General features: G+C 58.1%; 21 protein-coding genes. All 21 read right to left on the bottom strand.

The annotated features are described in order from the left end of the window. Positions 1 to 19: 19 nt before the first annotated feature. Entirely contained in the window at positions 20 to 1267 is a 1248-nt protein-coding gene (locus RD110_RS10950) for a PBSX family phage terminase large subunit (protein ID WP_076199375.1), read from the bottom strand. Next, positions 1264 to 1452, bottom strand: coding sequence for a hypothetical protein (locus RD110_RS27925; RefSeq protein ID WP_157900147.1), 189 nt, complete (start codon positions 1450 to 1452; stop codon positions 1264 to 1266). Before RD110_RS27925 ends, RD110_RS10950 begins: the two co-directional genes overlap by 4 nt. Beyond that, entirely contained in the window at positions 1449 to 1862 is a 414-nt protein-coding gene (locus RD110_RS10945; RefSeq protein WP_076199373.1) for a hypothetical protein, read from the bottom strand. The genes RD110_RS27925 and RD110_RS10945 overlap by 4 nt, the downstream gene beginning before the upstream one ends. Positions 1863 to 2571: 709 nt before the next feature. Next, positions 2572 to 2955, bottom strand: a complete 384-nt coding sequence (locus RD110_RS10940) for a hypothetical protein (protein ID WP_157900146.1) — start codon at positions 2953 to 2955, stop codon at positions 2572 to 2574. A gap of 12 nt (positions 2956 to 2967) precedes the next feature. Then, the gene (locus tag RD110_RS28335; protein WP_157900145.1) at positions 2968 to 3150 is read right to left on the bottom strand and encodes a hypothetical protein; all 183 of its coding nucleotides are present in this window, start codon (positions 3148 to 3150) and stop codon (positions 2968 to 2970) included. Positions 3151 to 3173: 23 nt separating this feature from the next. Next, entirely contained in the window at positions 3174 to 3470 is a 297-nt protein-coding gene (locus RD110_RS10935) for a hypothetical protein (protein ID WP_076199369.1), read from the bottom strand. Next, on the bottom strand, positions 3467 to 3877 hold the full coding sequence (locus tag RD110_RS27915; RefSeq protein ID WP_157900144.1) for a recombination protein NinB: 411 nt from the start codon (positions 3875 to 3877) through the stop codon (positions 3467 to 3469). The genes RD110_RS10935 and RD110_RS27915 overlap by 4 nt, the downstream gene beginning before the upstream one ends. Further along, positions 3874 to 4005, bottom strand: a complete 132-nt coding sequence (locus RD110_RS28835) for a hypothetical protein (protein ID WP_275425870.1) — start codon at positions 4003 to 4005, stop codon at positions 3874 to 3876. Before RD110_RS28835 ends, RD110_RS27915 begins: the two co-directional genes overlap by 4 nt. Further along, positions 4002 to 4325, bottom strand: a complete 324-nt coding sequence (locus RD110_RS27910) for a hypothetical protein (protein WP_157900143.1) — start codon at positions 4323 to 4325, stop codon at positions 4002 to 4004. The genes RD110_RS28835 and RD110_RS27910 overlap by 4 nt, the downstream gene beginning before the upstream one ends. Beyond that, positions 4322 to 4915 (bottom strand): recombination protein NinG, encoded by a 594-nt coding sequence (locus tag RD110_RS10925; protein ID WP_076199365.1) that lies wholly within the window; start codon positions 4913 to 4915, stop codon positions 4322 to 4324. The genes RD110_RS27910 and RD110_RS10925 overlap by 4 nt, the downstream gene beginning before the upstream one ends. Beyond that, positions 4912 to 5217 carry a hypothetical protein gene (locus RD110_RS10920; protein WP_076199363.1) on the bottom strand — a complete coding sequence of 102 codons (306 nt, stop codon included), beginning with the start codon at positions 5215 to 5217 and terminating at the stop codon, positions 4912 to 4914. The genes RD110_RS10925 and RD110_RS10920 overlap by 4 nt, the downstream gene beginning before the upstream one ends. 184 nt (positions 5218 to 5401) lie before the next feature. Continuing rightward, positions 5402 to 5680, bottom strand: a complete 279-nt coding sequence (locus RD110_RS10910; RefSeq protein WP_076199359.1) for a hypothetical protein — start codon at positions 5678 to 5680, stop codon at positions 5402 to 5404. Then, on the bottom strand, positions 5677 to 5976 hold the full coding sequence (locus RD110_RS10905; RefSeq protein ID WP_076199357.1) for a hypothetical protein: 300 nt from the start codon (positions 5974 to 5976) through the stop codon (positions 5677 to 5679). Before RD110_RS10905 ends, RD110_RS10910 begins: the two co-directional genes overlap by 4 nt. Positions 5977 to 5985: 9 nt before the next feature. After that, entirely contained in the window at positions 5986 to 6144 is a 159-nt protein-coding gene (locus tag RD110_RS27905; RefSeq protein WP_157900142.1) for a hypothetical protein, read from the bottom strand. Continuing rightward, positions 6141 to 6305 (bottom strand): hypothetical protein, encoded by a 165-nt coding sequence (locus RD110_RS27900; RefSeq protein WP_157900141.1) that lies wholly within the window; start codon positions 6303 to 6305, stop codon positions 6141 to 6143. The genes RD110_RS27905 and RD110_RS27900 overlap by 4 nt, the downstream gene beginning before the upstream one ends. Then, a complete protein-coding gene (locus RD110_RS10900; RefSeq protein WP_076199355.1) occupies positions 6302 to 7069 on the bottom strand; it encodes a hypothetical protein in 768 nt (255 codons plus the stop codon). The genes RD110_RS27900 and RD110_RS10900 overlap by 4 nt, the downstream gene beginning before the upstream one ends. After that, positions 7056 to 7847, bottom strand: a complete 792-nt coding sequence (locus RD110_RS10895) for a hypothetical protein (RefSeq protein ID WP_076199353.1) — start codon at positions 7845 to 7847, stop codon at positions 7056 to 7058. The genes RD110_RS10900 and RD110_RS10895 overlap by 14 nt, the downstream gene beginning before the upstream one ends. Continuing rightward, on the bottom strand, positions 7847 to 8770 hold the full coding sequence (locus tag RD110_RS10890; protein WP_076199351.1) for a phosphoadenosine phosphosulfate reductase family protein: 924 nt from the start codon (positions 8768 to 8770) through the stop codon (positions 7847 to 7849). Before RD110_RS10890 ends, RD110_RS10895 begins: the two co-directional genes overlap by 1 nt. Continuing rightward, positions 8767 to 9012, bottom strand: coding sequence for a hypothetical protein (locus RD110_RS10885; RefSeq protein WP_076199349.1), 246 nt, complete (start codon positions 9010 to 9012; stop codon positions 8767 to 8769). Before RD110_RS10885 ends, RD110_RS10890 begins: the two co-directional genes overlap by 4 nt. Beyond that, complete coding sequence (locus RD110_RS10880) at positions 9009 to 9281, bottom strand: hypothetical protein (protein ID WP_076199347.1); 273 nt, start codon at positions 9279 to 9281, stop codon at positions 9009 to 9011. The genes RD110_RS10885 and RD110_RS10880 overlap by 4 nt, the downstream gene beginning before the upstream one ends. After that, positions 9281 to 9655, bottom strand: coding sequence for a hypothetical protein (locus RD110_RS10875; RefSeq protein ID WP_076199345.1), 375 nt, complete (start codon positions 9653 to 9655; stop codon positions 9281 to 9283). The genes RD110_RS10880 and RD110_RS10875 overlap by 1 nt, the downstream gene beginning before the upstream one ends. Positions 9656 to 9673 lie beyond the last annotated feature (18 nt).

The raw sequence follows: 9673 nt of genomic DNA, 5'->3' as shown, positions 1-9673 counted from the left end.
TCGCAGCGATGCCGGTTTGTTATCCGTTGTTGAGTCGGGGGTAATTGAGCTTTGTGCCCCATTCGTCGTTGGTCATTTGCTCGACAGCCATGCCGGCATACCTGAACATGTCCGCGCCATGCGAGAACTCGTCATGTAGTGGCGCGCCTGGCTCCATCGTCTTCTGGTTGATGTCACGCTTGTAGCGCTTCAAACACTCCATCAGGCGGGCCGTCTTGTCCTTGTCGAAGTACACCCGCGGGAACATCATCCGGGCGGCCTTGATGCCTTCTTCAATGGCCAGGGCAGGCAGGACTACCACACGGCGTCCCATGGCCTGCAAAGCCTCTTCGGTGCTCTTTCCGGTCTGCGTGTTCTTCGCCTTGCCGTCGTGCGGGATGAAGTCCGTTCCCCAGCGATACGAGCGTTTTTCGATCTGCGCCACATACCAGTCCAGCGTGTGGTGGCTGTCCTCGATGTAATCAATGCACCGAACCTCAGCGCCTGAACGCTGCCAGAACCCGATGGTCATGGCGTCGTTCCAACCCAAGTCCCAGACCGTGTGCACCTTCAAGAGCGGGTCGTAAGGCACAGGACGCAGCCGGTTGTCCTCAAACAGCTTCTCGACCTCGTAGCGGTAGATCGCGCCTTCGGAAACGCGCTTGGGAACGCCCCCCCAAATGTTTGCGTAGCTGTCAGGATCGCGGCGAAGCGTGTCTTGGCGCTCTTTTTCCAGCTCCGGCCCGAACCACGGGTTCGAGTCCCAATTCATCTGAATCACGAAGTCTTCCGGCGCTGCATGCTCCACAAAGCGCTGGTAAGTCTCGTCCGTCTCCATGTCCGGGTTGAATGTCACCCAGATTTCAGAGCCGGCCTTGCGGATGGTCGGCGTCAGCACATCCCAAGACCGCTTTGTGACCGTCTGGGCTTCTTCCACCCAAACAACATCGCAGCCCTCGAACGACTTGATCGACTCCACCGTGTGCGAGGACAGGCCAGCAAACAGGAAAAGACTTCCGTTCTTTCCTCGAATCTCTGTGTCCAGAATGTCGAAGAAAGCACCCAGGCCCATCGCCTGGATCTGATCACTCAGCAGCCGGTGGACAGAATCCTTGATCGACTTCTGCACTTCCCGCGCACACAGCACACGAAGCGGCTTTTGCGCGGCAAGGACAAGCAAAGCGCGGGCAAACCCCCACGACTTGCCCGACCCACGACCGCCGTGTGCAACCTTCCGGCGATTTGGCTGGAACAACGGAGCCAGCATCTCCGGGATCTGAACGTTCATTTTGGCGTGTCAATAACGCACCAATGGCTCGGCTCATTCTCTTTATCGGTATACCAGCCGCCGTCTTCATCGACAAGACGCCCATCCTTGTTCAGATGCATGAGCTCATAGCCGCGCCCAGCCTTCCAGCAAAGAATATCCTCGTCAACTGGCGGTTGCTTATCTTTGAGGAGCGTCCAGTTCATGACTTTCCCACGAACGTCACGTTCAGGTTGTGGTCGATGGGGCCGCCGCCCTCCCCTGTGTGCTCAGCGCGAGACAGCTTCGGAATGTGGTACTCCATCACGTCCATCAGCATCTTGAACGCCACCGCAGGGCCCTGCTTCTCGTCCCTGGCGATCTGATCAAGCCAATCCTGCAACTGATCGATGTTCCCCTCGACCAGCTTCGCAATCGCCTCTCGCGCCATTCCCGTGGCCTTGTTGGGCGTTCCCTTGACGCGACCCATCCCAGCGGCTGGTGGCTTGCGTTTTGCAGCAGGCGACACTTGTTTGTTGGCTTCAACCACGGTCCCACCCATCAAGCAGGCCGTTTTGACCGTTGCCAGGAATTCGCATCTGTGCTCGGCCTTGCTTGAGACCTTGGTGATACGCATCCCGGGGATTCATCCGCACTTCAATGCGGCCATACTGCAACCAGAGCCAGATAGACCGGCCTAATGCGGCGATGCGATTGAATGGCACCGGGTAGCAAACGGCCGCATCACGGTAGTACTCATGCCAAGCCACGCCATACCAGGCAGGGAGCATTTCCCCTGGGTTGCTGAGTTTTCGGAATTTCATGTTGGTGCTTTCGAGTGCCTCACGGCGTGTTCGATGATGAGAGCGCATCGGATTTAGCGATTGCCTGCGCTGACCGGTCCTCGGCTCCCTTGATCGCCGCTGCCGCAGTGGCTGAAGGTTTCCCGCTGTTTACCCGCAGCGAGCCGGCTCAAGTTGCCGGTATTTCCGGGTGCGTAGGTGCTGGCTCAGTTCCTGGGCATAAAGCTTTTGGTGTCGAACTGGCCAGCGGAAAATTGCCGGTTACGCTTCGGGTTGTAGCCCTACTCTCCGGCGCCCTTACGGCCGCTGCGGAATGGATACCGCCGAATTGTTCCTGGTTCTTAAGGCTGATTTATGCACGAAGGGTTCGCCAGGCCCACGCTTGTCACTCCATAGGATCCCGGCAAGGACAAAGCTCGCGTATTCAGACCGGGAAACGAAAAAACCCGCCGAGGCCTAGACCTGAGCGGGTGAATTTTGGAGGCACTGAGGCCTTCCGATGCGGATATTAGATGAACTGCCGAGCGCGTGTCAACACATTTTTTACATCACGCCCGCCGAAACTAGCCGCTTGATCAACTGCGTCCGAGCTTCAGCCAGCACCACACCACGCTCTGCCGGGTCTTGCGGTAGCCGCGGGCTCATCCACACACTGCGGCCGGTGTAGCAATTCCTGGCCAGGACGTAGATGCCTGCCTTGTAAGGGTCTTGCATCTCGCTCACCTGGAAATCAACGGCCTTCATAATCTTGCTGTTGATCTCGGCGTCTACGATGTCTTCGGTAGTGTCCCACTGCTTGGATGACTTCGCGTTGCGGAACATCGGGTCAGCGCCGCACACTGGAACCGGGGCATAGTTCTTAGCCCATCCGTGCCAGCGCGAGAGGATGTCGTCCAGAATTTCACGTTGGGTGATGTCTCGGTTCATCTCACCAGCCTTTCAGTGGTTGGTTTGCGGCCATGAGGAGACGATGACCATCGTTTCCATGCCTGTATATGTCGCCAGTCCAGCCGTCTTTAGCGTCTCGCCCCTCTTGTCGGACCAGCAACGCAGCAAATAAGCCTCTGCTGGGGTTTCCGGCCGAATCCATAGGGCGCCGTTTTCATCCATGTCAGCAGTCATATTCATCTTTCAGGTTGTGCCGGTTAGGCGGGTTGCGGGGAAAATCTGCGCGCGTGCTCCTGTTCGATCAGGTTCACGATGAACTGCGTGCGCTTTCGGCCTGCTGCCATGGCGACGAGCTTTTCCTGAGTCGTCTCGGGTAACTTGAGCGCCAGGCGCTTTGCCCGTTTGGGTGCCGGCCGCGGGTTCTTGTTGGGGCCGCGGTGGCGCTTTTGCGCTGGTTGTGGTGCTGGTGGCTTGACCAGCGTTCCGAGGCCCATCAGTGGTGCACGGCATTGGTGGATGTCGTGGCCTTCTTGGTTGCAGCGTTCACAGGTCATGCTGATTCCAATTCGTAAAAGGTGACGCCGAGTTCAGTCACGGCATGGGCTTCGACCTTCTGGCAGAAAATGCTGAATTCGGCGGTGTCGAGCTCGGTGGAGCTCATGCCTACCACCTGGCCATTGGGGAGCTCGATCACGCCAATGAACTGGCGCTTGAACTGCTCGTGCCACACCTCGGCCGAGAAAAGCCGGCCGTTCACGGTTACCTGCTCGGAGATTTGCGCAAGCACGCCGCGGCCCCAATAGCGCCGGTTCTGCGGCTTGGATCGCTTACGGCGGGTTACCGTGAGAATCCATGAGCGACCTCCCTGCAGACTGTCACGCAGGAATGGGTAAAGCACGGTCTTGATCAGTTCCCACGCTTGGCTGCGGTTGTGGAGCTCCAGGGTAAGTTTGTCGCTCATTTGTTTACCTCCAGCCAGTCTTCATAGGCCTCTTTCGGCGTGTAGCCGAAGCCGATCCATTCACGAATATCCATGGACGGCCTGCGGCATGCCCACATGCGGTCAATCAATCGAATGCGTGGTTTCATGTGTTCACCCCAATCAGCGCTAACGCAGCAACCAAGCAGTCTCGACAAATATGCGCAGTACGGCTTTCATAGTCAGCAGGCTCACCAAGTTCGACGCATTCCCACGAACTCTTACCGCACTCATTGCACCCCATAGGCGAGCACCATGAGTCATTGCCGATGATATTTTTTACATCCTCGGCAGTGGCAGAGTTGACATCAAGCTTTTCCAGTTTTTGCGAGATCTTGGAAAACTCGGAGTTCTTGGGATATCCGGCGTATTGCCACCGCCACTTTGTGGCCGCGTTCCTGATCTGCTCGCGCTCATTCAAATGTTTCATGCTGCAATCCTCTTTTCCAGGCGTCGGGCCTTCTTGTTCATCACGGTTTTCAGTCGGGTGAGATATGGGATGTCCCACTTTGGCGAGTGCTGCATGCATTCGATGGCCTCTACCTTTTCCAGGCCGTGCAGCTTGACCATCCCCTTGCGGTACTCGACCACGTTGCCGCCCAGGTAGCGGTTGCACCCATGGCACTGCAGGTTGATTTGCGGGAGCCAGAAGCGCATGTGCGGGGCGCTGCCAACGCTGCGCATGTGGCCGGCGTCAAATGCACCACCGAATGCGCCGCGGTAAGGCAGACCGCAGGAAATGCAGCACGGCCGGTATAGGATGTCGCGCAGGCGGGCGACCTTGTTGACCACGACCTGGCACTCCTTTATCCACTGGCTGCGCGTCTTGAGCTTCTCCAGCTTCTGGCGCGTCTCCCGCTTGTCAGCCACAGCAGCGGCCTTTGCCTTCTTTTCGTTGGCCTGGTCAACTAGGCGGCTTGCGCAATACTGCGAGCAGGCGCGAGCCCAGGAGCTGCGCGGCTGGAATTGAGCCTTGCAAAACTTGCAGGGCTTGGGCTTGAGTGGCTTTTGGGCGATCATGTGCCCTCCGGATGATCAGCCAGCAACCTCTCTCCACCCTCTGCCAGCACCACCTTGGACCAGGGGTATTCAAGCGTGTTATCCAGCTTCAGCACGCGGCCGTACTTCTTTCCGCCGTAGATCAATGCCTTGTGGTGCATGTTGGTAATGGTGCGAGCAATCGTCAGATTGGCCGATGCATCAAAGCAGCTGTAACGCCCATCCCGTACCAGAACGCGCAGCACCTTCACCGGGTCGCGTTGGTCAGCGCGTTTCATTTCATCGATGCCGCCAGAAAATGAGCAAACGATCATTTGGCTCATGGTGTTACCCCAAACACTTCTTCGCTCCGTCCTCGGATGACTTCCGCGCGAGTTCGGACTTCACAGCCTCGTACAGGCCGGGGTAGGTTGACTCCAGTTGCTGCGCCCTGTATCTGGCGTGATCCCTGAATCCTGGGAGTAGAGCCATGCGAAGGATGTGGGTGAACTCGGTTTGGTAGGTCATTCATGCGACCTCCCGCTCGCGAAGGGTTTCGTCTACCGCGCCTGGACCTGGATCGCGCAATGGCTTCAGCCATGCGTCTGGATACCAGCCCTCGGTCGCCGAGTCCCATCCGTTCGGCTGACCCCACTTCACAGAGCGCGGGAATGAGATTAGCCAGCCCTGCAAGAACTGCCCGGTAGCCTTTTCTTTGTAGGCATCCCCCAGCGAAATGATTTCGCATGTCTTGCCCTCTTGTTCGCCCTTGATGCAAAGCGCCAAATCACCAGGCTTGCAGTTCATACCCCCTCCTTTGGTTGGCTCATTGGCTGGGAGCGGGCAGAGATCAACTCAATGGCTTCCTTTACGCCCCACATCCTTCCTTCGGTTACTTGCGTATATTTCGCATCACCGTGTTTTCGCTCGCGCCGAACCAATTCCTTCAGAATCGCCTCCCTCTCCGCCTTCACTGCGGCCTCTACGGCTGCAAGGTGGTCGGTGTGGCGCACCCATTCGCCTAAAGGCTCCAGGTTGGCGTCTGGCATGCCCGTATAGGGATTCGCGCCGTATAGGTCGTATCGCTTGATTGGTGTGGTCATGCTGGTTCCTTAAGCAAATTTCTCGACCATCGCGTCAAGTTCTGCGATTCGTGCGCGCAATGCTTGTTTGGCGTGCGTTGGGATGCTCGGGTCCATAGCCATGCCGCGCAGCATGTTCGCGGTCTGCTCCATCAGGAGCAGCATTTCTTCAATTTCCTCTTCGGTCATGCGACCTCCTTGTAAGTTGGCAGTGGCACGGCCTTGTTCATCGGCCATTCGATGGGCTCAAGATCGCCTGTCAGTCGTAGGGCGTCGTTGATCAGTTCCTCGGGGAAGTCTTCGCCAGCCAGGCGCGCTTCCAGCAGGTTGATGGCTTGACGGAGGGTCATGCGGCCTCCTTGGCGTATTCGTCAACTCGGCGCTGCGCCTCGGCCTTGAGGGCTTGCAGGCGTTCGCGCTCGGCATCGTTCGAGAATCCGATGTCATGCTGGGCAGCGATCTCGTCCCGTAGCTCGGCCAGCCGCTGGAGTGCCTGGGCGCGGAGTGCGAGGTTTTTCGGCGTGGCATCGGCCGGGGCAGGCAATGCGAGCACCTGGCCAAGACCAATCTGTGGGACCGACAGCACATCAGCACTCAAGCGTCCAGCCTGCACATGCGGCAGCAGCACAGAATCTCGGCCTGCAGCGTCATGGCCTAGACTCACCACCCACTCAGGCGGAATCCGCGATTCGCGGGCCTGGGCGACCAGCCGGGTGTAAGCCTCCTTGAATGCCATGCGGGCGCCCACGTCATCGCCGGCCTGCACCAGCGGTTGACACACGCCCATGGCTTCCGACATCTCTGCAGTCCACACGATGGTCACAGCCTCATCTCGGGCACGAACGGCCATTGCCCAGGCTTCCTCGGCGCCGGGCCGGCCATCCTCGGAAACAATGCCCTTGATCTGCGCGATCACATCGGCCGGCATTGGCAGGAACTTGCCGCGGATCGGGTCTTTGACATGGGCATCCAATCCGGCACGGACCTCGTTCAGCGGGTACTCGGCGAGCACGCGGAAGAACATGGCTTTCTGGCTGGCAGTCGGGACCGGGCCCTTCAGGCTCCAGATCGCATCCAGCATTTCCGAGAACTCGGTGAAATCATTCTTCTGCATCTATCGTCTCCGGTGTGAGGTTGTCGAATCCAAGGATTCGGGCGGCATCGGCTGTGGACTGGGCATTTGCGGCGGCACGGTCTGAGTCACTGACCGCACCGCCAAAGGAGCGTCCAGGCGGCTTGGCATTCCGGCACCAGTTGCGCCATGTGGCTTGCCAGTCCAGCTTCGTCGCGTCCTTGCCCGACTTCGCTCGCCAGAAGTCGGCAAACTTCGCGGCCTCGTTGCGGATGAAGTCCGCTTTCCAGCCTGGGAACTCGGCAACCGTCCATTCCCCCCATGCCATCGGGAGAACCCAATCGGCTGGCAACCGTGTCGCCCGTTGTGCCGGCGCGGCAGCGGCGGGCAACAAGGAATCAGAGTTGAGGGAATCAGGAATCAGAGAATCAGGAATCAGGAATCCGGGATCAGCGCGAGTGCTTCCGATAAGTTCGGGCTTTGTTCCGATTTCCTCGGGATCAGGTATTTCTGACTCGGTTTCGTTCTTGTGCGGGTTCTGATGTTTCACGAACTCCAGCACGAGGATGTAGCGCTTTCCTGCGACCACATAGCGGCGAATGAAGCCCTGGTCCTGCAACCAGGTCAGCATGGCTTCGATGTCCAGGCCGTCGCGGTAAGGGAACACCTCGGCCTTGATGCGCAAAGGACGGTCTTCCAACTTGCCCGCACGGTCGGCCAGAATCCACAAGCCCTCAAAAAGAAGGCTGTACAGCGGATCGGCAACCCCAAGAATCTCGTTCTTGAAGAAGCCTGGCTTGATGTTGCGCGCTCGTGCCATCAGGCAACCTCTTCCGTTTCATAGACTTCGCACGACTCGGAGCACCCGCCATCAGTAATAGCAAGTGGGTGATAGGAGGCGCTACGCAACGCGTCCAGAAGTTCGCGGGTATCGCGGTAACCTCGCCAACGCTTGCGTGGCTCATCGACGCGAACACCGGCTATGCTGTTCGGGCCTACTGTTTTGAAGTCGTCATCAAGCTGCTGACTCCAGTCAAAAACCTCCGGTGTTGCCATGTAAACAGCCTGCAACTTGCGGTCAGACTTTTTATGGCAGTCAACACAGTTGCCATCCTGCTCGGGGATGCGCAGGTCCCAATCGAATTGCTCGAAGAACTCCAACACGTCGAGCTTCGTGGTTGGAACGAAATCAACCAACGGGTAAATCAGTCTGTTCTTGGTTGCGGACTTCGAGACGCGACGTGTTTCATCAGCACGTATACCGATGGCGACGAGTGCATCGCCAAAACCTACAGACTCCGCGAACTTGTCCATTGGGTTGGTCTTGAGTTCGCGGGTGCACAACTTGAAAGTCTGGTTCGGCAGGCCATACGCTGCACAGACCTCGCGGAAAATGGAACCGTCTTTGCGAAGTTCGCTATAACCGACAACTTTTCCGCTGCAAGCCTTGGCGGCCACTGCAGTGCGATTCACGACTGCTTCAATCAGAGTTAGTCCAAGGCCAAAAGCCTTATCGCCAGCCTCCAGAAACCGATACGTATCTGCGTGTTCGCGGCTTGTGTTGGCAAACATAAACAGGGTGTCGAAGTACGGACCAAGGTTTTCCTTGCACCACTTCGCCATGAACATCGAAGTACGTCCACCCGATACGCTTACACGCAACTTGGGGCGACATCCGTTAGCCGCCTCGTATTGCATCGCCCACGCGATCAGGGACGGCAGATCGTTCATGACGGCGCTCATGTGCCAGTCCTCGTGTTGGGGCGCAGATGCAGCCATGGATAGTTCTGCGGTGCCACGCCGTGCATCGAATTGCAGAACTTCTTCGGGTGCTCGAATTGGTAGGCCGGGTCTTTGGCGAACTTGCGGCCAACACCACCAGCGGCGTTAGGTAGCAATTCCTTCAATGGCTTGGGGCCGTAGGGTGCGGGCTGCAGGCCTACCTGTTGGCGGCCAGCGCTGTTCAATAGCTTCTTGGTGGTCATGCTGCTTGTCTCCGATCAATGGCCAGCGCCATGTCTTGTGGCGCTGGGGGAAGCTTCTGCAACCAGCTTGCGGCAAAGTCGGCAGCTACGCCGATCACGCCGCAGTCGGTCACAAGGTTGGGGGCGACACAGCGCCAGATCCGGCCGTGTTGGCTGTGCTCGCCCATCAGCGATGTCACAAGTACGGTCTTGCCGATGTTTGGACCCTTGTCGCCCAAGCTGCCGGCGATGACGAGGCAGCGGTCACCACTCTTGATGGGTTCGTTCATTACCGGCCTTTCAAAAGGGATTCGGCGTAACGCAGCCGTTCGGTGACAGATGCCAACTGCTCATTGGCAATGCGAAGATCGCGCTCCGTCTCGGTTTCCCGCTTACGCAAACTGCCCAGGTCGTAGCCACGGGAATGAAGCAACCACATCAGCGGCGCCTCGTTCCCGGCCTTGTCCATGAACTTGTTCAGCGCGTCCTGGGGAAAGTTGTGCTGGCCCGAATTCATGATTCGAGACCATTGCGCACCGTCTTTGACGATGCCGCCTACCCCTGTAAAGGCCTTGTCATCCAGCCCGCTGGTGGTCTGGCAAAGCTTCAGGGCCGAAGTCATGGATGGCTGTTTGGCAATCACATCCGCGTCGATGTCTTGCATCTTTGGCCGCAGTGGCAG

Origin of the sequence: Rhodoferax koreense, assembly GCF_001955695.1 — a bacterium.
Lineage (GTDB): Bacteria > Pseudomonadota > Gammaproteobacteria > Burkholderiales > Burkholderiaceae_C > Rhodoferax_B > Rhodoferax_B koreensis.
This window is presented reverse-complemented; position numbering and strand designations above follow the sequence as displayed.

Bases quoted from the DNA above. Each gene is read 5' to 3' on its own strand.
- RD110_RS10875 (WP_076199345.1), bottom strand. From the start codon at position 9,655: ATGCAAGACATCGACGCGGATGTGATTGCCAAACAGCCATCCATGACT.
- RD110_RS10920 (WP_076199363.1), bottom strand. From the start codon at position 5,217: ATGAGCCAAATGATCGTTTGCTCATTTTCTGGCGGCATCGATGAAATG.
- RD110_RS10890 (WP_076199351.1), bottom strand. From the start codon at position 8,770: ATGAGCGCCGTCATGAACGATCTGCCGTCCCTGATCGCGTGGGCGATG.
- RD110_RS27910 (WP_157900143.1), bottom strand. From the start codon at position 4,325: ATGAAACATTTGAATGAGCGCGAGCAGATCAGGAACGCGGCCACAAAG.
- RD110_RS27905 (WP_157900142.1), bottom strand. From the start codon at position 6,144: ATGACCGAAGAGGAAATTGAAGAAATGCTGCTCCTGATGGAGCAGACC.
- RD110_RS28835 (WP_275425870.1), bottom strand. From the start codon at position 4,005: ATGAAACCACGCATTCGATTGATTGACCGCATGTGGGCATGCCGCAGG.
- RD110_RS10935 (WP_076199369.1), bottom strand. From the start codon at position 3,470: ATGACCTGTGAACGCTGCAACCAAGAAGGCCACGACATCCACCAATGC.
- RD110_RS27900 (WP_157900141.1), bottom strand. From the start codon at position 6,305: ATGACCCTCCGTCAAGCCATCAACCTGCTGGAAGCGCGCCTGGCTGGC.
- RD110_RS27915 (WP_157900144.1), bottom strand. From the start codon at position 3,877: ATGAGCGACAAACTTACCCTGGAGCTCCACAACCGCAGCCAAGCGTGG.
- RD110_RS10905 (WP_076199357.1), bottom strand. From the start codon at position 5,976: ATGACCACACCAATCAAGCGATACGACCTATACGGCGCGAATCCCTAT.
- RD110_RS10950 (WP_076199375.1), bottom strand. From the start codon at position 1,267: ATGAACGTTCAGATCCCGGAGATGCTGGCTCCGTTGTTCCAGCCAAAT.
- RD110_RS10910 (WP_076199359.1), bottom strand. From the start codon at position 5,680: ATGAACTGCAAGCCTGGTGATTTGGCGCTTTGCATCAAGGGCGAACAA.
- RD110_RS10940 (WP_157900146.1), bottom strand. From the start codon at position 2,955: ATGAACCGAGACATCACCCAACGTGAAATTCTGGACGACATCCTCTCG.
- RD110_RS10885 (WP_076199349.1), bottom strand. From the start codon at position 9,012: ATGACCACCAAGAAGCTATTGAACAGCGCTGGCCGCCAACAGGTAGGC.
- RD110_RS28335 (WP_157900145.1), bottom strand. From the start codon at position 3,150: ATGACTGCTGACATGGATGAAAACGGCGCCCTATGGATTCGGCCGGAA.
- RD110_RS10900 (WP_076199355.1), bottom strand. From the start codon at position 7,069: ATGCAGAAGAATGATTTCACCGAGTTCTCGGAAATGCTGGATGCGATC.
- RD110_RS10895 (WP_076199353.1), bottom strand. From the start codon at position 7,847: ATGGCACGAGCGCGCAACATCAAGCCAGGCTTCTTCAAGAACGAGATT.
- RD110_RS27925 (WP_157900147.1), bottom strand. From the start codon at position 1,452: ATGAACTGGACGCTCCTCAAAGATAAGCAACCGCCAGTTGACGAGGAT.
- RD110_RS10945 (WP_076199373.1), bottom strand. From the start codon at position 1,862: ATGCGTATCACCAAGGTCTCAAGCAAGGCCGAGCACAGATGCGAATTC.
- RD110_RS10880 (WP_076199347.1), bottom strand. From the start codon at position 9,281: ATGAACGAACCCATCAAGAGTGGTGACCGCTGCCTCGTCATCGCCGGC.
- RD110_RS10925 (WP_076199365.1), bottom strand. From the start codon at position 4,915: ATGATCGCCCAAAAGCCACTCAAGCCCAAGCCCTGCAAGTTTTGCAAG.